This window comes from Bacillus sp. AL-1R, from assembly GCF_052180195.1.
Taxonomy (GTDB): domain Bacteria; phylum Bacillota; class Bacilli; order Bacillales; family Bacillaceae_G; genus Gottfriedia.
This window is the reverse complement of sequence record NZ_CP197469.1, coordinates 4,389,762-4,412,071: the sequence shown is the minus strand read 5'-3', so window position 1 is coordinate 4,412,071 and position 22,310 is coordinate 4,389,762. Positions and strand designations below refer to the sequence as shown.

Genomic DNA, 22,310 nt, shown 5'->3' with positions numbered 1-22,310 from the left:
ACAAATCAGGTGATTATTGCGAAGAGGTCACACCCGTTCCCATACCGAACACGGCAGTTAAGCTCTTCAGCGTCGATGGTAGTTGGGGGTTTCCCCCTGTGAGAGTAGAACGTCGCCTGGTAAAAAAAAGCATCAGCTATTTGGCTGATGCTTTTTTTTGTTTACAAATTAAAGTTAAATAATGTGAAACTTTACATTTCGATTTAACCAAAGCTAATTTAACCGCTTGTTCACTTAATCGTTTTGTTTAAGGGGATATTCTGTAAAGGTACGGGGTTACTCCATATAGCAGTAGGTGAGTACCAAGACTCAGGAAAAGTAACGAAGATAACGAACGTTTGGCCGGTAATTAAAGACTACAAACTAAACTAATTGTAGTCCTTTTTTAGTAGTTAAAAGGAGCAATCATAAGATCAAGTCAGGAAAGTAATATCACATTAGAAAAAAATTTAAAAATATAGAGCACAAAATTAGAACTATTTTCATATATTACAAAAAAATAGGCCCTAAATTGTATAAAAAGTTTTTAATATGCAAAACTAAATAATAAACGAAATTGTTTAATCAATCTCAAATTACATTGGAAAAACACTTAGAGGAGGAATAAAGGTGAATGGTTTATCAAAGTGTATAGTTTGTGAAGAGAAAAAGGAAAATGGCATTCATATTATTAAAGCATTTGTATGTGAAGAGTGTGAAAAGAAAATCGTAAAAACCGAAACAGATTCACCTATATATAATTCCTTCGTAGAGAAGTTAAGATGTATTAGTACAGTGAAAGAAGAAATTGCAAATTAGGGATAAGTATAAACGTGATAGACTAATAGTAGTCTAATAAGTTTTTGTAAGTTAAAATAAGATATATAGTGTAGGACCGATTCTATATACAGGTACCTCTGCCATAATTTATTACTGTTTGGTCTCCTCTTTAGTGACTGAACCTTTAAGTAATGGAGAGAACTTGTAAATACAATCGGTTTTTATATTGTCTAAATTAAAAATTCTATAAAAAATAGACTAGTAAGCGACATAGATAAATAACTTACATAAATTAAAGGAAGCGTTAATGATGAATGAAATGCCATTACTAAATGCACTGAAACAGTTCGTTAATAAAAAAACAATATCTCTACATGTTCCAGGTCATAAAAATGGAAAACACACTTTTATAAATGAATTAGGACTACCAAATATATTAAATTATGATGTGACAGAATTAAATGGCTTAGATGACTTACATTATCCTTCAGAGGTGATTAGTGAGGCTCAAGAAATGTTGGCTAGTGTATACAAAGCAGAAGAAAGTTTCTTTTTAGTAAATGGATCAACCGTGGGTAACCTCGCTGCAATTTTAGCGTTATGTGGCGAAAATGATGAAGTATTGGTACAACGCAATTGTCATAAGTCAATTTTTCATGGTCTTTTACTAGCTGGTGCTAAGCCGATATTCTTGCCATTAGATATCGACGAAGAGCTAGGACAGCCACTCGGGATAAACACTGAACAATCTTTGCATGTAATAAAAAATTATCCAAAGGCAAAAGCAATGATTTTAACGAATCCAAATTATTATGGAATGTCTCAGAATTTAAAAAGTATAATTGAGTTCGCACATAGTATGGAGATTCCAACGATCGTGGATGAGGCTCATGGAACACATTTTATAGTTGGGGAGCCTTTTCCTAATGACGCACTCTCTATGGGCGCCGATATTGTCATACAATCGGCGCATAAAACTTTACCCGCAATGACAATGGGGTCATATTTACATATAAAATCAAAACTTGTTTGTAAAGATAAAGTTAGAGAAATGCTGAGAATGTTACAAAGCAGCAGCCCATCTTATCCAATTATGGCTTCCTTAGATTACGCAAGAAGTTTTGTTGAAACATTTTCCTTAGATAAAGTAAAAATACTTCAAGAGAAAATTTCCTTATTTAAAGAAGAAGTAAATAACTTATCTAGTATCCGAATTGTAACTTCAAGTCATATAAACTATAGACAAGATATGTTAAAAGTAATCGTAAAAAGTAAAAAAGGCCATACCGGTAAACAATTACAGGCAATATTTGAAACGGAGGGTATCTATTCAGAGCTATCAGATTGGGGACATGTTCTGTTTATCCTTCCACTAGATGAAAGAATGAATTTTAATGATCTTATTCATCGTATAAAAAAAGCAACGGAATCGATGGTATATATTGAAAATAAACAACCTAAACTTAACGTACCTAATTTTACGAGTACAGTTTTACACAGTTACGCTGATTTAAAGAAAAAAAGGAAGTCGGTAAAAGATTTGGCAGATTCAGTAGGAGAAATCTCGGCGGAAAATATAGTTCCTTATCCACCAGGCGTTCCAATTTTACTAAAAGGTGAACTAGTTACTACTAAGCACGTTGATTATATTCATGATGTATATAAATATGGAATGACGATTCAAAATCTGATTGAAGATAAAAAATTACAAATAGAAGTATTGATTTAGGAGGAACACATTTGAAATCTTTATTCATTACATTTGAAGGACCAGAGGGTGCAGGGAAAACAACAATTATAAATATGATATCGGAGGAACTTCGTAAAAGAGGTGTAAATTTTATATCTACTCGTGAACCAGGTGGTATACGGATTGCTGAAAATATTAGAAATATTATATTAGACACAGAGAATACTGAAATGGACAAGCGTACGGAGGCATTACTTTATGCTGCAGCAAGAAGACAGCATTTGGCAGAGAAAGTCATCCCTGCATTGGCTGAAGGAAAAATCGTGTTATGTGATCGATTTGTAGACAGTTCGCTTGCCTATCAAGGTGTCGGTAGAGGAATCGGAATAGATGAAATTTATAATATTAATCAATTTGCAATAGATGGTTTAATGCCTGATTTGACAATTTACTTTGATTTAGATCCTAAAGTTGGATTAAATAGAGTTCACCAAGCAGATGAGAGAGAAATTAACCGATTGGATTTAGAAGAATTAGACTTTCATTTAAAAGTCCAAAGTGGATATGCTGAAATTATGAAGAGAGAACCATGGCGCTTTAAACGAATTGATGCGTCAAACCAGATCAATCAAGTGTTTAATGATACTTTAAAGGTTATTTTAGAAAAGATTGGAGAAATTTAATTTTTTGCAAAAATTGATTACATGAACAATAACATGACGGAACTGGTATAATAGATGAAAGGATACTTTCGGAACTTAACTGAAAATTTTTTGTATCAATTATAATAAAATTAGGTCATAAGCCAGGTTAAAAAAATTGATTAATTTATAGATATGAGTAGGTGTAAATATGAAAACATCTTGGGAGAAACTAAGCGAGCGTCAGCCAGTTGCTACAAAAATGTTAAAAAATGCAGTAATTAAAAACAGGGTAGCTCATGCTTACTTATTTGAAGGCCCAAGAGGAACAGGTAAACGCGAACTTGCATTATACTACACAAAAGTATTACTATGTGAGAATGTAAGTGGCGCTACACCTTGTGGAGCTTGTCGGAATTGTAAGCGTGTTGATTCTGGTAATCACCCAAATGTTTATCTAATTGAGCCCGAAGAAGCCTCTATTAAGAAACATCAAATTCAACAATTACAAGAAGAATTTTCTAAAACAGCTGTTGAATCGAATCGGAAAATTTATATAATCGACCATGCTGATCGAATGACGACAAATGCAGCTAATTCTTTATTGAAATTTTTAGAGGAGCCGGTCTCAATTACAACTGCATTTTTATTAACTGAACAAGTACAACAAATATTGCCAACAATACAATCACGCTGTCAATCAATCCATTTTAATCCATTACCAATAAAATACTTTGAAGAACATTTAGTTAATATCGAGCTCCAATCAAACTTAGTACCGCTATTGGCAAGATTAACAAATAGTGAGGCAGTCGCACTCCAAATTGCTGAAGAAGAATGGTTTGCACAAGCTAGAGATTTAGTGATAGAATTATATGAAGCATTATTAACGACAAAAAAAGATAGTCTTCTAGTCATACAACAAAATGTTTCTCGTCATTTTGATACGAAGGAACAGTTACAAATGATGCTTGATATGCTTGTATTAGCCTTTAAAGATATGTTATATATATATGCTGAGCAAGAGCAGAACGTTGTTTTTAAAAATGAAGAACCATTAATGAGACAAGCATTAAACCGTATTTCATTAGAGAAAATAACTACTTGTTTAGAAATTATTCTTTTTGCTAAAAAGCGGTTAACATCCAACGCAAATATGTTAATGGTTCTAGAGCAAATGATTATAGAGCTACAGGAGGGATTGTAGATTGTGTACGAAGTAGTCGGAGTACGTTTTAAAAAAGCTGGTAAAATCTATTATTTCGACCCAAATGGATTAGCAATCCCTAAAGATACTTTTGTCATCGTTGAGACGGTGAGAGGGATTGAATTTGGAAAAGTAGTGGTACCAAACAAAAAGGTCGGAGAAAATGACGTAGTCCTTCCATTAAAAAAAGTTATGCGATTAGCTGATGAGCATGATCGTATGATTGTTGAAGAGAATAAACAATCAGCTAAAGAGGCTTATGAAGTTTGTTCTAGTAAAGTTATGCAACATGAACTAGACATGAAATTAGTTGATGTCGAATATACGTTTGATCGAAATAAAGTCATCTTTTATTTTACAGCAGATGGTAGAATAGACTTTAGGGAATTAGTAAAGGATTTAGCTGCGGTATTCCGTACTCGAATTGAATTAAGACAAATAGGAGTACGTGATGAAGCTAAAATGCTTGGTGGGATTGGACCTTGTGGGAGAATGTTGTGTTGTTCAACGTTCTTAGGAGATTTTGAACCAGTGTCTATTAAAATGGCTAAAGATCAAAATCTTTCTCTTAACCCGGCGAAAATATCAGGACTTTGTGGCCGATTAATGTGCTGCTTAAAATATGAAAATGATGAGTATGAGGCCGCAAAAGAACAACTTCCAGACTTAGAGGATATTATTAAAACAGCTGAAGGTCCAGGAAGAGTAGTAGGATTGAACATCTTAGAACGAGTTATTCAGGTAGAATTGATTAAAAAAGAACGCGTTGTGGAGTATACCCTAGATGATTTAATTCACGAGGGAGTCGTGTCAATACAAACCACAGATTAAGAGGTGGTAAGATTGGACAAGAAGAATATATTCTTATCTCTTTCCAATATGGAAGAACAAATTCAAGATTTATCAACACAGCTTAGTGACTTAAAACAATATATTGCTGAGCTACTAGAAGAAAATCACTATACGAAAATTGAGAATGATCACTTGCGAGAAAGATTAGGTCTAAATAAACGTATAGAAGAGAAAGAGCAAATAAAAGACTCAAAGAAGAAAAAAGTACAAAAGGATAAGGATCTTGGGGAAGGCTATGATAATTTAGCAAGATTGTACCAAGAAGGTTTCCATATTTGTAATCTACATTATGGAAGCGTACGTCATGGCGAGGACTGTCTGTTTTGTTTATCCTTCTTTGATAAAAAGTAATGGTAGGCTATTCCGGAAGAAGCGAGCGATTACCTTTTTAATACCCAGCTTTTAAATAAACTGGTAAAAAAGGTAAAGTACGCGCACTTCCAATTGGAATAGCTTCTTTTTATGCAATGTTAGTTAATTGTTATACAATTAGGCAATGCTAAAAGATAATATTGGTGTGAATTTGAAAGGAACTAATTATGCTTAAAGGTGACGAACGATTAGATTACTTATTAACTGATGATATGAGGATTATTCAAAGCCCATCTGTTTTTTCATTTTCATTAGATGCAGTCCTTTTATCTAATTTTACATATGTCCCAATCCAAAAGGGTACGATTGTTGACTTATGCTCTGGTAATGGAGTGATTCCATTGATGCTACACCGCAGATCTAATGCAAATATAATTGGTGTAGAAATACAAGAGCGATTAGTTGATATGGCTAAAAGAAGCATTGAATATAACAAGTTAGCTGAAAAAATATCAATGATTCATGATGATTTAAAAAATGCACCAAACGAAATAGGTAGAGAATTTGTAGATGTTGTTACGTGTAATCCACCATACTTTCAAGATATTCCGACTTCTGAACAGAACATGAATGAGCATTATGCAATTGCAAGACATGAGATTAAAACGAATTTAGAGGAAGTAATTAATGCAAGTAAACAACTCTTGAAGCATGGTGGGAAATTGGCGATGGTTCATCGTCCAGGACGTATGTTGGATATTGTTACGACAATGCGTAAACATGGTATCGAGCCGAAAAGAATTCAGTTTGTCTATCCTAAAATGGGTAAAGAAGCCAATACACTTTTAATTGAAGGTATTAAAGGTGGTAAGGCAGACCTTAAAATTTTGCCTCCAATCTACGTTTACGAGGAAAATAACGAGTATACATCAGAGTTAAAGGAAATTCTATATGGAAGATCATAAACACTATTTATATGTGCTAGAATGTTCCGATGCAACTTTCTATGCAGGATATACAACAAATATTGAGCGTAGAGTAAAACAACACAACGATGGTAAGGGTGCAAAATATACTAGGGGGAGAACACCTGTAAATTGTATATTTTTTGAGGAATACCCGACAAAAAGAGAAGCGATGCAGGCTGAATATGCTTTTAAGCAATTATCAAGAGAGAACAAAGAAAAATATATGAGAGGAGGAACGAGCAATGATTAAAAGTCAAAAGAGTTTCTTAAATGAAGAATTAGGCTGTCTTTATTTAGTACCAACACCTATTGGCAACTTAGAAGATATGACGTTTAGAGCAGTACGAATACTAAAGGAAGTAGATTATATAGCAGCAGAGGATACTCGTAATACGAAAAAGCTTTGTAATCATTTCGAAATACCAACACCATTAGTGAGTTATCATGAGCATAATAAAGAAAAAGCAGGATTAAAACTTGTAGAAGACTTAAAACAAGGATTAAAAATTGGATTAGTAAGTGATGCAGGTATGCCGTGCATAAATGATCCAGGTTATGAGCTTGTAAAACTTTGTTTGGAAGAAGGTATTTCTGTCGTCCCATTACCTGGAGCAAATGCTGCCTTAACATCTTTAATATCATCTGGACTACCTACCGATTCATTTTTATACATAGGTTTCTTGTCTCGTCAAAAGAAAGATAAGAAGAAGCAATTGGAACCGTTAAAGGGGCAACGTAGTACAGTCATTTTGTACGAGTCTCCACATCGTTTAAAAGAAACACTACACGTTATTCTCGAAGTATTAGGTGACCGAAAAGTTGTACTTTGTAGAGAATTAACAAAGAAATTTGAAGAGTTTTTACGAGGGACAGTAAGTGAAGCAATAGACTGGGCAACGAATGAAGAAGTACGTGGAGAGTTTGTAGTTGTTTTAGAAGGGGCATCAGAAGAAGATGTGAAAAACAATGAGGAATGTTGGTGGCAAGAACTATCCATTAACCAGCATGTCGATTGGTACATAAATGAAAAAAATGAAAAAAGTAAAGATGCAATAAAACTTGTTGCGAAGGATCGTTCATTAAATAAAAGGGACGTCTACGCAGAATATCACGAGATTTAATCTAGTTTAAAAATGAAGTTAGGCTGTCTTACTTATTTGTAATTCTCTACTCATTTTTACTTGCTTTTAATTTAGAGAATGTAATTAAAATAAGCAGCCTCTTCGATTTAATTATTATTAGCTATAAATTGTTCTATCTCGAATTTTAGAAGCTCAGCGCCTTTTTTACTTAAAACAATTTTACCATCAGCAACCTCAAGATTATTTTGAGAAATTTCTCCCGTCATCATACAAGTCATATTTGGCTCATACTTTTTTAGGATAATTCGATCATCTTGAACAAATATTTCAAGTGTGTCTCTTTCAGTGATATTTAGTGTTCTTCTCAGTTCAATTGGAATTACTACACGGCCAAGCTCGTCTACCTTTCGGACAATTCCTGTAGATTTCATAATTAATCCTCCTATTATAAAGTTTTTATGAAAATAAATGTAATATGTAGTTCAAAAGAAAGAGCTACGTAATGCTACTATGCCAAAATGGGTTAATTAAAGAGAAAATGTATGTATAATTACGAGAAATAATAGAAATAGATGTTACTATTGTGTAAAATTTAACTTATAAAATTAGTATGAAGTTGTAATAGTAGATGGGTATATGCAGATAACTCATTTTTCATTTTATAATGAAATACAAAATCATGCGAATAATTTAGTGTCAATATTTAGAAATTTTTGAAGGAGGATTTTTGGTCAATGAGTAATAAAACTTTTTATATTACAACCCCAATATATTATCCGAGCGGAAAATTACATATAGGTCATGCTTATACGACTGTTGCTGGGGATGCAATGGCTAGATATAAAAGACTTAGAGGTTTTGATGTTTTTTATTTAACGGGTACAGATGAACACGGTCAAAAGATTCAACGTAAAGCTGAAGAATTAAATGTCACACCTCAAAAATACTTAGATGATATCGTTGTTGGTATCAAGGACTTATGGACGAAATTAGATATTTCATATGATGACTTTATCCGTACAACAGAAAACAGACATAAAGAAATTGTTGAAAAGATTTTCAAGCAATTACTTGATCAAGGTGATATTTATCTGGACGAATATGAAGGATGGTATTCCGTACCGGATGAAACGTTCTATACTGAAACACAAATTGTAGATCCTTTATATAATGAAGAAGGAAAAATTATTGGTGGAAAAAGTCCCGACAGCGGTCATCCAGTAGAATTAGTTAAAGAAGAGTCTTATTTCTTTAAAATGAGTAAATATGCCGACCGTTTATTGAAGTATTATGAGGAAAATCCAGAATTTATTCAACCTGAATCTAGAAAAAATGAAATGATAAATAATTTTATTAAACCAGGTTTAGAAGATTTAGCAGTCTCACGTACTTCATTCGATTGGGGTGTAAAAGTACCTGGTAATGCTAAGCACGTTATTTATGTATGGATTGATGCTTTATCTAATTATATTACAGCGTTAGGATATGGTTCAGATAATGAAGAGAACTATAAAAAATATTGGCCGGCAAATGTTCATTTAGTTGGTAAAGAAATTGTACGTTTCCATACAATCTATTGGCCAATCATGTTAATGGCATTAGACTTACCATTACCTAAAAAGGTCTTTGCCCACGGTTGGTTATTAATGAAAGACGGCAAAATGAGTAAGTCAAAGGGAAATGTTGTAGATCCAGTAGTTTTAATCGATCGATACGGCTTAGATGCTCTAAGATACTACTTATTACGTGAAGTACCTTTTGGATCAGACGGAATATTTACGCCTGAAGGATTCGTTGACCGTATTAATTTTGATTTAGCGAATGATTTAGGTAACTTATTAAATCGAACGATTGCAATGATCCAAAAATATTTTGATGGTAATATTCCTGCAGTTAATGGAACAGTAACGGATTTTGATGCAAATCTTCAACAGGTGGCAAAAAACACGAAAGAAACTGTAGAAGAAGCAATGGAAAATATGGAGTTTTCAGTTGCGTTAACAAATATTTGGCAGTTCGTTAGTCGTACAAATAAATATATTGATGAGACGCAACCGTGGGTACTTGCTAAAGACGAGAGCCGTGTACAAGAACTAGCTTCAGTAATGGCGCATCTAGCGGAATCTTTACGTCAAGTTGGGATTTTATTAAAACCTTTCTTAACTCAAACTCCAGCAAAAATTTTCAATCAATTAGGACTAGTTGATGAGAAAATTCTTTCATGGGATAGCTTGAATGAATTTGGAGCAATTCAAGAGGATACGAGAGTACAAAAAGGTGAACCAATTTTCCCAAGACTCGAGACAGAGGTTGAAGTTGCATATATTAAAGAACAAATGCAAGGCACTGTTAAACCAGTGGTAGAAGAGAAAGTGGAAGAAACTGTTCCTGAGATTACAATTGATGATTTCTTTAAAGTTCAATTAAAGGTAGCTGAAGTAAAAGAAGCAGGTGCAATAAAAGGAGCAAAAAAACTTCTAAAACTTCAATTAGATTTAGGGAATGAATCAAGACAAGTTGTTTCGGGTATAGCGGAATACTATAAACCAGAAGACTTAATCGGTAGAAAAGTGATCTGTGTGACGAATTTAAAGCCTGTTAAGCTTAGAGGGGAATTATCCGAAGGGATGATCCTAGCAGGAAGTATTGAAGGTAAGCTATCACTTGCAACAATCGATCAATCATTACCAAACGGTACGATTATTAAATAATGTTACTAGGAAAAGTATTTCGTGTAAAAACTAACATGAAATGCTTTTCTTTTTTTATTTGTTTTATTGGAATAATTGTTGTATTGTGCAGAAAATTGTAAAAATAACATAAGAATCACAAATATGATAATATTTTGTTGATTTATGGCAGGTGTTAACAAGTTATTGTTAGAAAATGTCATTATATGAAGAAAATATTACAGAATGATTACAATAGTAAACTAAAAAAATTATCAGAATTTAGTTTAAAAAGGTAAAAAGTCTTGATATAACATGGAATTAATTTAAAACATTTTAAAAAAACTATTAGAAACTGCTTAAATTTGACTGTTTCTTTTTGTAACGGAATTGTTAACTGTGCGTTAGGTAAGAAATTTTACGGTATGCTAGACTAAATCTCAGATGAGCAAAGGGGAAGTAAAAATGCTTTTTGATACACATGTACATTTAAATGCAGATCAATATAAAGAAGACCTTGAAGAAGTAATTAATAGAGCTTTAGAAGCAGGAGTTGTTCATCAAGTAGTTGTTGGTTTTGATCGACCGACAATTACGAAAGCAATGGAATTAATCGAGAAATACGATTTTCTTTATGCAGCGATTGGCTGGCATCCAGTTGATGCAATTGACGCAACTGAGGAAGATTTTGAATGGATTAAAGAATTATCAAAACATCCTAAAGTAGTAGCAATTGGTGAAACTGGATTAGATTACTACTGGGATAAGTCTCCAAAAGAAATCCAAAAAGAAGTATTTCGTAAACAAATTCAATTAGCAAAAGAATGCGGACTACCGATTGTCATTCACAATCGAGACGCAACAGAAGACATTGTAACTATATTAAAAGAAGAAAATGCATCAGAAGTAGGTGGCATTATGCACTGCTTCAGCGGAAGTGTGGAAACGGCAAAAGAATGTATTAAAATGAACTTCTATATTTCACTAGGAGGACCAGTTACATTTAAGAATGCAAAAAAACCAAAAGAAGTAGCGACAGAAATTCCGTTAGAAAATCTATTAATCGAAACGGATTGTCCATACTTAACACCACATCCGTATAGAGGAAAAAGAAATGAACCTAGCTATGTATCACTTGTTGCTGAAGAAATTGCACGTTTAAAAGATCTATCAGTTGAAGAAGTTCAAAAACGAACTTTTGAAAATGCGTGTAATATTTTTCAGATTAACAAATGATCTTATGAACTAGTACGAATAGATCATATTTGTCACAGTTCACGTATGAAGAGTTGAAGAATTTGTCGAAAGAAAACTCTTCTACTTCTAAATCTAGTAAACATACATTCAGTAGAGTAGAAGCACTAGTTAATAGGTTTGGAGCTAGTCAATCTTTTTTCTCAGGCAAAAAGGAGGAGTATAATCGTGATAGACGCGAATAGGTTACTTTCTAGACTTGGGAGTAGTAAAAAACTAGCAGTACAACTTGCAGGAGCTTTAGTTTTCACTGGATCAGTAGGTACAGGAGCATATGAGGGACTTAAAGAACAAGTAACTCTTGAGGTAGACGGGAAGGAACAGGTTATTCAAACACATGCAAATACTGTGGCTGAATTATTAAAAGAACAAAATATTAATATTACAAATGCAGATGAATTATATCCGTCAGCTAAAACGAAAATATCAGATGATATGGATATTACAGTTCATTTAGCGAAACCTGTTAAACTTACGATCGATGGGCAAGAAAAAGTCATTATGACAACTGCTCAAACGGTAAAGGAATTATTAAAAGAACAAAATATTAACATCAATCCTGATGATGTTATAATGCCTGCACTGTCGACACCATTAGAGGAAAACGGTAAAGTATCTTACGAAAAATCATTCCCAATGGTATTAAATGACGGAGGAGTTTCTAAAAAAGTATTTACAACTTCGACTACTGTCGCTGACTTTTTAGAAAAGCAGAACATTACTTTAAACGAATTTGACCGAGTTGAACCAGGTGCTGGCGAAATGATCAAACAAAATGATACAGTTCGAGTTATCCGTGTCGAAAAAGTCAACGATGTGGTGGAAGAGCCTGTAGATTTTAAAGTAAAAGAGCAAAAAGATTCTTCTATGCTTAAAAATGAATCTTCGGTCATTTCAGAAGGTGTAAAAGGACTTGTTAAACGTAACTTTGAACTGATCAAAGAAAATGGTAAAGTAGTTTCTAAAACACTAGTGGATGAAACTCTATTAAAAGAACCTGTTGATCGAGTAGTTGCAGTAGGAACTAAGTCTGTACCATCATCAAGTGCTTTAGTAAAATCTAGTACGTCTAAATCTAGTGCGCCTAAATCAAGTAGCAAAGTAAAAGAAATGTATGTTGAAGCAACTGCATATTCTCCTTATGATGCTGGAATGTCTGGTATAACAGCTATAGGTATTAATATCCGTAAAAATCCGAACAAGAAACTGATTGCAGTAGATCCAAAGGTTATTCCTTTAGGTTCTAAAGTTTGGGTTGAAGGGTATGGCGTTGCTATTGCTGGTGATACTGGTGGAGCAATTAAAGGCAAAAGAATTGATATTTTAATGCCTACAAAAGACGATTGCTTTGATTTTGGTCGTCGTACGGTAAAAATTCGTATTATTAGTTAATATTTTTTAAATAGATCGTTGTTTGAAAGAAAGTGGAAGGATAAGTCCTTCTGCTTTTTTTATACTACTTTTAAGAGAGTATGAAGTTTTATTATCCTTATGGTATGATTACATATACTTGTATTGGTTGGAGGAACAAATGAAAATTAAAGAAATTATTGTTGTTGAAGGTAAAGATGATACGGCGGCAATTAAAAGAGCTGTTGATGCAGATACAATTGAAACAAGTGGTTCTGCTATAAATAAGGATACTTTAAATTTAATAAAGCATGCTCAAAAGACTCGAGGCGTAATCGTATTTACAGATCCTGATTACCCTGGTCAACGTATTCGCTCGATAATTAAAGAGCATGTACCAGGATGCAAACATGCGTTTTTACCAAAGGAAGAAGCTGTTCGTTCAGGTAAAAAAGGATTAGGAATCGAGCATGCTACTAGAGAATCTATTCGAAATGCTTTAATTCATGTTAAGCAAGAATTTATCGAGGTCGAATCAGAAATTACAAAAGAAGATTTAATAGATGCCGGATTAATTGGACATCCCTCTTCAAGTAAAAGGCGAGATCAACTTGGTAAAATTCTTAATATAGGTTATACAAACGGTAAGCAACTAGAGAAAAGACTGCAAATGTTTCAAATATCAAAAGATGAATTTGGGCAAGCAGTAAAAAAAGTTTTAATGGAGGAAAAATAATGAAGGATATCGCGACACCTAGTCGAACGAAAGAAATATTAGCCAAGTACGATTTCTTCTTTAAAAAAAGTTATGGTCAAAATTTCTTAATTGATACAAATATACTAGAAAACATTGTAAGTTATGCAGATTTAACTGAAGAAAGTTGCGCAATTGAAATTGGACCGGGAATTGGGGCATTAACAGAGCAGATTGCTAAGCGTGCTAAGAAAGTATTAGCTTTTGAAATTGATAATAGACTAATCCCAATCTTAGAAGATACACTTTCCCCATATGATAATATACAAATTGTTAATGAAGATGTACTAAAGGCAGATGTTGAAAAAGCGATTAATGAGTATTTGCCTAATGAATCAGATATAATGGTAGTTGCAAATTTACCTTATTATGTAACAACACCAATTATCATGAAGCTATTAACAGAAGGTTTACCAATTAGAGGAATTGTTTGTATGCTACAAAAAGAAGTAGCTGACCGCATCGCCGCAAAGCCGGGGACAAAGGATTATGGTTCACTATCAATTGCAATACAGTTTTATACACATGCCTCAACGGTTATGACTGTACCTAGAACGGTCTTCATGCCACAACCAAATGTGGATTCCGCTGTTATCAAGCTAGTAAAACGTGAAGAACCAGCAGCAGAGGTAATTGATGAATCATTCTTTTTTGAAGTAGTTAGAGCGAGCTTTGCTCAAAGAAGAAAAACATTAAATAATAATTTATTAAATAATTTTTCTCAACTGAAAAAAGATAAGGCAATTCTTGAAGCTTGCCTTCAAGAGGCAGGTATTGAAGGAACGAGAAGAGGCGAAACTTTATCAATTCAAGAATTTGCAACATTAAGTAATAGTCTATATAAGCAAGTAAAATAATGAAAAGATGATTATAAGCTAATTTAACAACTAGTTTGTAATCATCTTTTTTATTTGATATTTTATTTTAGTTCTGATGCCCTACAAAAGTTCAATAAACCTTCTTTTCACCCTTTTTTTTGTCCATACATAATCTAAAAAAAGAGAGCGAACTCGTAGTGTACTTAAGCTTTTTTGGAGGGGAAGGCATGTGAATATTAATGTAGGAGATATAGTAGAAAGAGCATCTTATAAATATGACCTAGTTTTTCGAGTAGTGGAGGTAAAACAAATCGGGGATGAAGTCATTGCTGTCTTATATGGTGACGATTTTCGTTTAATTGCTGATGCGCCTTTATCCGACCTGCGAGTAATCATTGAATCAGAGTATCGAGAAAAAGGTAAAAGATCATCTGTTCAAATTGAGGAAAACTACAAACTATTTAAAAGAGAAGCTATGGAACAAAAAGAAAAAAGAAGATTTCAAGCAACAAATGGATTTAGAACAGATGTAAATCTTTTTCAAATACCAGGTCGGGTTCTACACATCGATGGGGATCCAATTTATTTAAAAAAATGTCTTGAAATGTATAATAAGATGGGTGTTCCCGTTGAAGGGATTTATTGTAAGGAAACAGAGTTACCAACGAAAATTGGTTATTATTTAGATCATTATCGCCCTGATATATTAGTTATAACTGGTCACGATGCATACACAAAAGCAAAAGGTGTCGTTACTGATTTAGATGCTTACAGACATTCAAGATATTTTGTCGATGCTGTAAAAGAGGCACGAAAAAAGGTTCCGTCTTTAGACCATCTTGTAATATTTGCTGGAGCATGTCAATCTCACTTTGAGGCGATTATACGTGCAGGAGCAAACTTTGCAAGTTCACCAACTAGGGTAAACATACATGCGTTAGATCCTGTTTATGTAGTTGGAAAGATAAGTTTCACTTCATTTATGGATCGTGTAAATGTATATGATGTGGTTCGTAATACAATTACAGGTGAAAAGGGACTAGGTGGAGTAGAAACAAAAGGAATTTTAAGAACAGGACTGCCTTTCCAATCGATGGAAGAGGAGTAAGGAAAAGATTTTCTACATTAACGAGAGAACTCGTATGTAGAAAATCTTTTTTTTCATACATAAATTTTCAGATTTTCACAAATAATAAACAGGTGTTGCAAAAAAATATTGACAGGTAGCCAGTAACGTTGGTATAATTTTATCTTTTTTGACTTAGTTTACATAAGATGGTATACTTGTCTTAGTGAGGTGGTATGAAATGGCAAAAAAATTATCTGAAATAAAGGATACTTTAGATAGTCATGTTGGACAACGACTTACATTAAAAGCAAATAGCGGACGTAGAAAGACTGTGGAACGTTCCGGTGTATTAGCAGAAACATATCCATCCATATTCGTAGTACAATTAGATCAAGAAGAGAACGCATTTGAACGCTTATCTTTTAGTTATGCTGATATCTTAACAGAAACAGTTGAATTGTTTTTCTGTGATGACCATACAAGTGGACTGATGGCGAATGGACAGTAGAATTTTCTACTGTCCCTTTTCTTTTTATAATTCATGAAATGAAACTGATTTACACATACTAACAATGTCGAAGTGGAAAAAGGGGGTTGCTTTTTTTGGGTAGAAGAAAAAGAGGTATAATGTCACAGAGCTTTAAAGAGGAACTTGCAAAAGATCTTGGTTTCTATGACGTCGTTCAAAAAGAAGGCTGGGGAGGCATTCGAGCGAAGGATGCCGGCAACATGGTTAAAAGGGCAATCGAATTAGCTGAGTTACAATTATCTAATAAGCAACAATAAACAATCTTCACTTCGACAAACGAATTTGTCTACACATCAAACCGAAGCATTTTGCTTCGGTTTTTGTGAATCTTCCATAAATAAAATAGAATGATTGGAGCTCACATTCATTGGGGTACATTTTTCTTATGAGTTAATTATGATACAATAGCAAAAAAGTAAGTGTTCATAAGAAGGTGAGAATAGTGAAATTAATGGTGAAGGCTCCCGCGAAAATAAATCTTTCATTAGATGTAGTAGGGAAAAGAAGCGACGGATATCATGATGTAAAAATGATCATGACAACGATCGATTTAGCTGATCGAATTGAATTAGAGCTTATTCAAGAAGATAAGATTGTCGTTACATCACATAATCGTTACGTACCAGATGATCAACGCAATTTAGCTTATCAAGCTGCAATGCTACTCAAAGAAATGTTCGGAGTTAAATTAGGAGCGCATATTTTTATAACAAAAAATATTCCTGTAGCTGCTGGTTTAGCTGGAGGTAGCTCAGATGCAGCGGCCGTACTGAGAGGTCTAAATAAGCTTTGGAATTTAAATTGTTCGTTGGATGAATTGGCGGTAATTGGTTCAAAAATCGGGTCGGATGTATCGTTTTGTGTTTATGGCGGAACTGCTATTGCTACAGGTCGTGGCGAAAAGATCGAACATATTGATACACCACCACCTTGTTGGGTTATTTTAGCGAAACCAACACAGGGCGTTTCAACAGCTACTGTTTATCAAAAGCTAAAATTAGATAATATTCAGCATCCTGATGTAGATCGTATGGTCGATGCCATATCGAATAAAAATTACGATGAAATTTGTCTATCTTTAGGAAACGTATTAGAAACTGTTACACTGCAACTACACCCTGAGGTTGCAATGATTAAAGATCAAATGAAACGCTTTGGTGCAGATGCCGTTTTAATGAGTGGAAGTGGTCCTACGGTGTTCGGATTAGTTCGCCATGATTCTAGGATGAATCGCGTTTATAACGGTCTAAAAGGTTTCTGCGATCAAGTATACGCCGTTCGGATGTTAGGTGAAAGGGAAAAACTTGATTAAATACGAATATTATTATAAAATTTTTATAAAATATTCGTGATTTGAGGTGCTGCATGAAAATTAGAAGAAGCTCTCGTCTTGTAGGTATGACACACTATTTGTTGCATCATCCACAACAATTAGTATCATTAACTTTTTTTGCTGATTTATATGCGTCTGCTAAATCATCTGTCAGTGAGGATTTAGGTATTATTAAGCAAACGTTCGAACAGCAAGGTATTGGGACACTATTGACTGTCCCAGGAGCAGCTGGTGGTGTAAAGTATATTCCTAGTATTAGCAATCAAGAAGTAAATACAGTAATTGAAGAATTATGTGATCTACTTCAAAAACCAGACCGAGTGTTGCCTGGTGGATACTTGTACATGACTGATATATTAAGCAATCCTAACTATGTTAATAGTGTAGGACGTATGTTTGCATCAATATTCAGTAATCAAAAAATAGATATCGTTATGACAATCGCAACAAAAGGAATTCCTTTAGCGTACGCAGTTGCAAATTTTTTAAATGTACCAGTTGTAATTGTTCGTCAAGATAACAAGGTTACAGAAGGATCAACAGTAAGTATTAACTACGTATCTGGATCAACAAAACGTATACAAACAATGTCATTGGCAAAAAGAAGCATCGAGGCAGGTTCAAATGTTTTAATTATCGATGATTTCATGAAAGCTGGTGGAACGGTTACTGGGATGAAAAATTTACTGAAGGAATTTCAGGCAAATGTTGCAGGAATTGGTGTATTAGTTGAAGCAGTAAATATTGAAGAAAGATTAGTTGAAGATTATATATCACTTGTAAAGTTATCTGAGGTAAATGAAAGAGAACAGCTTATTCGTGTCGAAAGAGGCAATTTCCAAGAAGAGTCATTTATTAAAACTGAAAACTGATAGTTGCTTATTGAATAAGCTACCTAAATTAGTGAAGAAGGGGAAGATACATAATGCAATTAATTCATACTGATCATGCACCAAAAGCAATTGGACCATATTCTCAAGCAATAATCGCTAATGGATTATTATACACTTCTGGTCAAATTCCATTAACTGCAGAGGGAAATCTTGTAGAAGGTGGAATTCAAGAACAAACAAAGCAAGTGTTTGCGAACCTTAAGGCTGTTCTAGAAGAAGCTGGTACAGACTTGTCAAAAGTTATTAAAACAACTGTATTTTTAAAAGACCTAACAATGTTCGTTGAATTTAATGGTATATACGAAGAATTTTTCAATGGACACAAGCCTGCAAGAAGCTGTGTGGAAGTTGCAAGACTACCTAAAGACGTGCTAGTTGAAATCGAGTGTATCGCAGTTGTATAAGCCAAAAACCTGAAACTTTTTCAGGTTTTTTTTATATTCGTTAAAATCCAATTAAAATATTCCGATAAATAAGTTGAGGACTTTAATTTAGTAAACATTTGTAAAAATTAAATAATTTAAATAAAAAATTTTCCAAAAAGAAGGAAATTATTGATAATTGTTGAAACTTACTAATTATGGTTTAAGTTGATAAAGGTGGTGAACAAGATGGAAGTGACAGACGTAAGACTACGCCGCGTAAATACGGAGGGTCGAATGAGAGCTATTGCATCGATTACATTAGATCATGAATTTGTTGTTCATGATATTCGCGTAATCGATGGTAATAACGGTTTATTTGTAGCAATGCCAAGTAAACGTACTCCGGATGGAGAGTTCCGTGATATCGCTCATCCGATTAACTCTTCAACTCGTAGCAAAATACAGGATTCTGTATTAGCTGAATATCACCGAGTAGGTGAGTTGGAAGAAGACTTTGAAGAAGCAGGTGCTTCTTAAAAATATGACCAAAAAGAACCCATTAATGTATAATGGGTTCTTTTTTTATGGTATAATAAAATGGATGTATTTTGTGGAAAAATATTAAAATTAGCATTTTGAGCTAACAGGTATAGGTATTTAGATTGATGGAGGATGACTATGTCAAGTAAATATGCGATTGTTCTAGCTGCAGGAAAAGGTACTAGAATGAAATCAAAATTATATAAAGTACTTCACCCTGTTTGTGGGAAACCTATGGTTCAACATGTTGTAGACCACGTAAAATCAGTAGGTGTACAAAATATTGTAACCGTTGTAGGTCACGGAGCGGAACTAGTTAAAACACAAATAGGTGATCATAGTGAATATGCTCTACAAGCTGAGCAATTAGGTACTGCACATGCTGTTATTCAAGCAGCGCCAATGTTAAAAGATAAAGAAGGCACTACTTTAGTAATTTGTGGTGACACACCTTTAATTTCACCAGAGACAATTCAAGCGTTATTCGACGAGCACGAAAGATTAAAGGCAAAAGCTACAATATTAACAGCCCATCTTGAGGATTCAACTGGTTATGGTAGAATAATTAGGGGCGAAAATGGGTCTGTATTGAAAATTGTTGAGCATAAGGATGCAAGTCCTGAAGAGCTAACAGTTCAAGAAATAAATACAGGTACATATTGCTTTGATAATAAAGCATTATTTGAAGCATTAAGCGAAGTAAATAATAATAACGCTCAAGGTGAGTATTACTTACCAGATGTTATAGAGATACTAAAAGCAAAGGGCGAAATAGTAGCTGCATATAAAACGGCAAATTTCGATGAAACATTAGGTGTAAATGATCGATATGCATTATCTATTGCAGAATCAATCATGCGCAAAAATATAAACAAAAAGCATATGTTGAACGGTGTAACGATTATTGATTCAGCTAGCACATATATCTCGGCAGATGCAAAAATTGGTTCTGATACAATTATTTACCCTGGCACAATGATCTATGGAAATAGTATAATTGGAACGGGTAGTACAATAGGCCCAAATACTGAAGTTATCGATAGTGAAATTGGTAATGATACAGTGGTTAAACAATCTGTTGTACATGAGAGTAAAATTGGTCATTCAACTACAGTGGGACCATTTGCTCACATTCGTCCGGCATCAACTTTAGGTGATGAAGTTCGAATTGGTAATTTTGTTGAAACTAAAAAAGTTACTTTTGGTAACGGAAGTAAAGCATCACATTTAAGCTATATTGGTGACGCGGAAATTGGTCAAGGTGTTAATCTTGGTTGTGGCTCAATCACTGTGAACTATGACGGTAAGAATAAGTTTAAAACAACGATAGAAGACAACGTCTTTGTTGGGTGTAATTCAAATTTAATTGCACCTGTAACGGTTAAAAAAGGTTCATATATTGCAGCAGGTTCAACGATTACTCATGAAGTTCCAGAAGATTCACTAGCAATTGCAAGAGCAAGACAAGTGAATAAAGAAGGTTACTATAAAAATTAATTATAGACAAAAGAAAAGAAAAAAAGCGGAGGGTACACGAAACATGCCTAATCATTATCCAGACAAGCATTTAAAAGTATTTACTCTAAACTCGAATCCTAAATTAGCAGAAGAAATTGCAAAGCACATTGGTGTAGAGCTTGGTAAATGTTCGGTTTCTCGTTTTAGCGATGGCGAAGTGCAAATTAACATAGAGGAAAGTATCCGTGGTTGTGATGTGTTTATCATTCAATCAACAAGTTTCCCTGTAAATGAAAGTATTATGGAATTATTAATTATGATTGATGCTTTAAAACGTGCATCAGCTAAAACAATTAACATCGTAATTCCTTATTATGGTTACGCTCGTCAAGATCGTAAAGCTCGTTCACGTGAGCCGATTACATCAAAATTAGTTGCAAATCTTCTTGAAACTGCGGGTTCAACTCGAGTGATTACACTTGATTTACATGCTCCACAAATTCAAGGATTCTTTGATATTCCGATTGATCACTTATTAGGTGTACCTATCCTTTCAGATTACTTTAGAAAAAAACAGCTTGAAGATATCGTAATTGTTTCTCCTGACCATGGTGGAGTAACAAGAGCTCGAAAAATGGCAGATCGCCTAAAAGCTCCGATTGCTATCATTGATAAACGTCGTCCAAAACCAAATGTTGCTGAAGTTATGAACATCATCGGTAATATTGATGGTAAAACGGCTATCTTAATTGATGATATTATTGATACAGCGGGTACAATTACACTTGCTGCTAATGCATTAGTAGAGCATGGTGCAAAAGAAGTATATGCATGTTGTACACATCCTGTATTGTCTGGACCGGCAATTGATCGTATCGAAAACTCTTGTATTAAAGAATTAGTTGTAACAAATTCAATTTGTCTTACTGAAGATAAAAAGACTGATAAACTTGTTGAATTATCAGTTGCTGGCCTATTAGGTGAAGCGATTATTCGTGTATATGAAGAGCAATCAGTAAGTACTTTATTTGATTAATATAAAAATTACATCTTTGCTTTAAAAATTATAAGAGGACGTAACCAGAAGTGGTTACGTCTTTTCGCAATATAACCAAGTGAGTTAGAATGGAGGATCATGAAATGAAGTTGTTTGTAGGATTAGGCAACCCAGGCAGAGAATATGAAAGAACGCGACATAATATCGGGTTCATTGCAATCGATGAATTAGCTCACCGATGGGGTTTATCGTTAACCCAACAAAAATTTAATGGAATTTATACTTCAGGAATTGTGGACGGAGAAAAAGTTTTCTTATTAAAACCTTTAACATATATGAACTTGTCAGGTGAATGTGTAAGACCATTCATGGATTACTTCAATATTGAAATAGAAGATCTTGTTGTCTTATATGATGAAATGGATATTCCAACAGGGAAGTTACGTTTACGTACAAAAGGAAGTGCCGGGGGGCATAATGGTATAAAGTCATTAATTCAGCACTTAGGAACTCAAGAATTCCAACGTATTCGAATTGGTGTTGATCGTCCGTCAAATGGAATGAGTGTCGTTAACCATGTATTATCAAACTTTTTTGAAGAAGAAATTGCAGAAGTAGTTGCTGGCGTAAAAAGAGCTGCAGATGCATGTGAATATTTTTTAAAGCATTCATTCGTGGATGTAATGAATCAATATAATAAAAAATAAAAAACAGGAATTTAAGCTTTCACATTGAATAAGTATAGTTAGTACAATCCATACTGTATATAT

25 protein-coding genes and 1 rRNA gene are annotated in these 22,310 nt (G+C 33.8%); 25 read left to right on the top strand and 1 reads right to left on the bottom strand.

Features of this window, described 5'->3' with window-relative positions; genetic code table 11:
- The first annotated feature begins 5 nt into the window (after positions 1–5).
- The 10 genes from rrf (at position 6) to rsmI (ending at position 7,550) form a co-directional block, all read left to right on the top strand.
- Positions 6–121, top strand: a 5S ribosomal RNA gene (rrf, locus tag ACSBO6_RS21150).
- 488 nt (positions 122–609) lie between these two features.
- Entirely contained in the window at positions 610–798 is a 189-nt protein-coding gene (locus ACSBO6_RS21145; protein WP_286138319.1) for a sigma factor G inhibitor Gin, read from the top strand.
- 268 nt (positions 799–1,066) lie between these two features.
- Positions 1,067–2,488, top strand: coding sequence for an aminotransferase class I/II-fold pyridoxal phosphate-dependent enzyme (locus ACSBO6_RS21140; protein ID WP_498843958.1), 1,422 nt, complete (start codon positions 1,067–1,069; stop codon positions 2,486–2,488).
- A gap of 11 nt (positions 2,489–2,499) precedes the next feature.
- On the top strand, positions 2,500–3,132 hold the full coding sequence (gene tmk / locus ACSBO6_RS21135; protein ID WP_498843957.1) for a dTMP kinase: 633 nt from the start codon (positions 2,500–2,502) through the stop codon (positions 3,130–3,132).
- Between the two features lie 169 nt (positions 3,133–3,301).
- The gene (gene holB, locus ACSBO6_RS21130; protein WP_098846204.1) at positions 3,302–4,297 is read left to right on the top strand and encodes a DNA polymerase III subunit delta'; all 996 of its coding nucleotides are present in this window, start codon (positions 3,302–3,304) and stop codon (positions 4,295–4,297) included.
- A 3-nt stretch (positions 4,298–4,300) separates the two neighbouring features.
- A complete protein-coding gene (locus ACSBO6_RS21125) occupies positions 4,301–5,128 on the top strand; it encodes a PSP1 domain-containing protein (protein ID WP_097979278.1) in 828 nt (275 codons plus the stop codon).
- Positions 5,129–5,140: 12 nt separating this feature from the next.
- Positions 5,141–5,500: a DNA replication initiation control protein YabA gene (yabA, locus tag ACSBO6_RS21120; RefSeq protein ID WP_069033942.1), complete on the top strand. Its 360-nt coding sequence runs from the start codon at positions 5,141–5,143 to the stop codon at positions 5,498–5,500.
- A 185-nt stretch (positions 5,501–5,685) separates the two neighbouring features.
- Positions 5,686–6,426, top strand: coding sequence for a tRNA1(Val) (adenine(37)-N6)-methyltransferase (locus ACSBO6_RS21115; RefSeq protein WP_098846205.1), 741 nt, complete (start codon positions 5,686–5,688; stop codon positions 6,424–6,426).
- Complete coding sequence (locus ACSBO6_RS21110) at positions 6,413–6,679, top strand: GIY-YIG nuclease family protein (protein ID WP_498843956.1); 267 nt, start codon at positions 6,413–6,415, stop codon at positions 6,677–6,679. The genes ACSBO6_RS21115 and ACSBO6_RS21110 overlap by 14 nt, the downstream gene beginning before the upstream one ends.
- A complete protein-coding gene (gene rsmI, locus ACSBO6_RS21105) occupies positions 6,675–7,550 on the top strand; it encodes a 16S rRNA (cytidine(1402)-2'-O)-methyltransferase (RefSeq protein ID WP_098846242.1) in 876 nt (291 codons plus the stop codon). The genes ACSBO6_RS21110 and rsmI overlap by 5 nt, the downstream gene beginning before the upstream one ends.
- Positions 7,551–7,657: 107 nt before the next feature.
- On the opposite strand, the gene ACSBO6_RS21100 is transcribed toward rsmI, so the two are convergent.
- Positions 7,658–7,942 carry an AbrB/MazE/SpoVT family DNA-binding domain-containing protein gene (locus ACSBO6_RS21100; protein WP_088014761.1) on the bottom strand — a complete coding sequence of 95 codons (285 nt, stop codon included), beginning with the start codon at positions 7,940–7,942 and terminating at the stop codon, positions 7,658–7,660.
- Between the two features lie 303 nt (positions 7,943–8,245).
- Between ACSBO6_RS21100 and metG the strand changes: the two genes are divergently transcribed.
- From metG to pth, 15 genes are all read left to right on the top strand, one after another.
- Complete coding sequence (gene metG / locus ACSBO6_RS21095) at positions 8,246–10,222, top strand: methionine--tRNA ligase (protein ID WP_098846207.1); 1,977 nt, start codon at positions 8,246–8,248, stop codon at positions 10,220–10,222.
- Between the two features lie 423 nt (positions 10,223–10,645).
- On the top strand, positions 10,646–11,416 hold the full coding sequence (locus ACSBO6_RS21090) for a TatD family hydrolase (protein ID WP_098846208.1): 771 nt from the start codon (positions 10,646–10,648) through the stop codon (positions 11,414–11,416).
- Positions 11,417–11,602: 186 nt separating this feature from the next.
- Positions 11,603–12,826 (top strand): G5 and 3D domain-containing protein, encoded by a 1,224-nt coding sequence (locus ACSBO6_RS21085; protein ID WP_142339218.1) that lies wholly within the window; start codon positions 11,603–11,605, stop codon positions 12,824–12,826.
- 139 nt (positions 12,827–12,965) lie between these two features.
- On the top strand, positions 12,966–13,520 hold the full coding sequence (gene rnmV / locus ACSBO6_RS21080) for a ribonuclease M5 (protein ID WP_098846210.1): 555 nt from the start codon (positions 12,966–12,968) through the stop codon (positions 13,518–13,520).
- Positions 13,520–14,395, top strand: coding sequence for a 16S rRNA (adenine(1518)-N(6)/adenine(1519)-N(6))-dimethyltransferase RsmA (gene rsmA, locus ACSBO6_RS21075; RefSeq protein ID WP_098846211.1), 876 nt, complete (start codon positions 13,520–13,522; stop codon positions 14,393–14,395). The genes rnmV and rsmA overlap by 1 nt, the downstream gene beginning before the upstream one ends.
- 190 nt (positions 14,396–14,585) lie before the next feature.
- Complete coding sequence (gene yabG, locus ACSBO6_RS21070; protein ID WP_098846212.1) at positions 14,586–15,464, top strand: sporulation peptidase YabG; 879 nt, start codon at positions 14,586–14,588, stop codon at positions 15,462–15,464.
- Positions 15,465–15,663: 199 nt separating this feature from the next.
- Positions 15,664–15,933 (top strand): biofilm formation stimulator Veg, encoded by a 270-nt coding sequence (gene veg / locus ACSBO6_RS21065; protein WP_069033953.1) that lies wholly within the window; start codon positions 15,664–15,666, stop codon positions 15,931–15,933.
- A 119-nt stretch (positions 15,934–16,052) separates the two neighbouring features.
- Positions 16,053–16,211, top strand: coding sequence for a small, acid-soluble spore protein, alpha/beta type (locus ACSBO6_RS21060; RefSeq protein ID WP_069033981.1), 159 nt, complete (start codon positions 16,053–16,055; stop codon positions 16,209–16,211).
- Positions 16,212–16,396: 185 nt separating this feature from the next.
- The gene (gene ispE, locus ACSBO6_RS21055) at positions 16,397–17,266 is read left to right on the top strand and encodes a 4-(cytidine 5'-diphospho)-2-C-methyl-D-erythritol kinase (RefSeq protein WP_498843955.1); all 870 of its coding nucleotides are present in this window, start codon (positions 16,397–16,399) and stop codon (positions 17,264–17,266) included.
- 53 nt (positions 17,267–17,319) lie between these two features.
- Complete coding sequence (gene purR, locus ACSBO6_RS21050) at positions 17,320–18,159, top strand: pur operon repressor (protein WP_098846214.1); 840 nt, start codon at positions 17,320–17,322, stop codon at positions 18,157–18,159.
- A gap of 53 nt (positions 18,160–18,212) precedes the next feature.
- Positions 18,213–18,584 (top strand): RidA family protein, encoded by a 372-nt coding sequence (locus tag ACSBO6_RS21045; RefSeq protein WP_098846215.1) that lies wholly within the window; start codon positions 18,213–18,215, stop codon positions 18,582–18,584.
- 207 nt (positions 18,585–18,791) lie between these two features.
- Positions 18,792–19,082 carry a septation regulator SpoVG gene (spoVG, locus tag ACSBO6_RS21040; RefSeq protein ID WP_056474486.1) on the top strand — a complete coding sequence of 97 codons (291 nt, stop codon included), beginning with the start codon at positions 18,792–18,794 and terminating at the stop codon, positions 19,080–19,082.
- 141 nt (positions 19,083–19,223) lie between these two features.
- Positions 19,224–20,582 carry a bifunctional UDP-N-acetylglucosamine diphosphorylase/glucosamine-1-phosphate N-acetyltransferase GlmU gene (gene glmU, locus ACSBO6_RS21035; protein ID WP_098846216.1) on the top strand — a complete coding sequence of 453 codons (1,359 nt, stop codon included), beginning with the start codon at positions 19,224–19,226 and terminating at the stop codon, positions 20,580–20,582.
- Positions 20,583–20,625: 43 nt separating this feature from the next.
- On the top strand, positions 20,626–21,579 hold the full coding sequence (locus tag ACSBO6_RS21030; RefSeq protein ID WP_069033957.1) for a ribose-phosphate diphosphokinase: 954 nt from the start codon (positions 20,626–20,628) through the stop codon (positions 21,577–21,579).
- A 104-nt stretch (positions 21,580–21,683) separates the two neighbouring features.
- Positions 21,684–22,247, top strand: a complete 564-nt coding sequence (pth, locus tag ACSBO6_RS21025) for an aminoacyl-tRNA hydrolase (RefSeq protein WP_098846217.1) — start codon at positions 21,684–21,686, stop codon at positions 22,245–22,247.
- The last annotated feature ends 63 nt before the right edge of the window (positions 22,248–22,310 follow it).

Bases quoted from the DNA above. Each gene is read 5' to 3' on its own strand.
- ACSBO6_RS21140 (WP_498843958.1), top strand. From the start codon at position 1,067: ATGATGAATGAAATGCCATTACTAAATGCACTGAAACAGTTCGTTAAT.
- holB (WP_098846204.1), top strand. From the start codon at position 3,302: ATGAAAACATCTTGGGAGAAACTAAGCGAGCGTCAGCCAGTTGCTACA.
- ACSBO6_RS21110 (WP_498843956.1), top strand. From the start codon at position 6,413: ATGGAAGATCATAAACACTATTTATATGTGCTAGAATGTTCCGATGCA.
- ACSBO6_RS21100 (WP_088014761.1), bottom strand. From the start codon at position 7,942: ATGAAATCTACAGGAATTGTCCGAAAGGTAGACGAGCTTGGCCGTGTA.
- metG (WP_098846207.1), top strand. From the start codon at position 8,246: ATGAGTAATAAAACTTTTTATATTACAACCCCAATATATTATCCGAGC.
- ACSBO6_RS21090 (WP_098846208.1), top strand. From the start codon at position 10,646: ATGCTTTTTGATACACATGTACATTTAAATGCAGATCAATATAAAGAA.
- rnmV (WP_098846210.1), top strand. From the start codon at position 12,966: ATGAAAATTAAAGAAATTATTGTTGTTGAAGGTAAAGATGATACGGCG.
- rsmA (WP_098846211.1), top strand. From the start codon at position 13,520: ATGAAGGATATCGCGACACCTAGTCGAACGAAAGAAATATTAGCCAAG.
- veg (WP_069033953.1), top strand. From the start codon at position 15,664: ATGGCAAAAAAATTATCTGAAATAAAGGATACTTTAGATAGTCATGTT.
- ACSBO6_RS21060 (WP_069033981.1), top strand. From the start codon at position 16,053: ATGTCACAGAGCTTTAAAGAGGAACTTGCAAAAGATCTTGGTTTCTAT.
- purR (WP_098846214.1), top strand. From the start codon at position 17,320: ATGAAAATTAGAAGAAGCTCTCGTCTTGTAGGTATGACACACTATTTG.
- ACSBO6_RS21045 (WP_098846215.1), top strand. From the start codon at position 18,213: ATGCAATTAATTCATACTGATCATGCACCAAAAGCAATTGGACCATAT.
- spoVG (WP_056474486.1), top strand. From the start codon at position 18,792: ATGGAAGTGACAGACGTAAGACTACGCCGCGTAAATACGGAGGGTCGA.
- glmU (WP_098846216.1), top strand. From the start codon at position 19,224: ATGTCAAGTAAATATGCGATTGTTCTAGCTGCAGGAAAAGGTACTAGA.
- ACSBO6_RS21030 (WP_069033957.1), top strand. From the start codon at position 20,626: ATGCCTAATCATTATCCAGACAAGCATTTAAAAGTATTTACTCTAAAC.
- pth (WP_098846217.1), top strand. From the start codon at position 21,684: ATGAAGTTGTTTGTAGGATTAGGCAACCCAGGCAGAGAATATGAAAGA.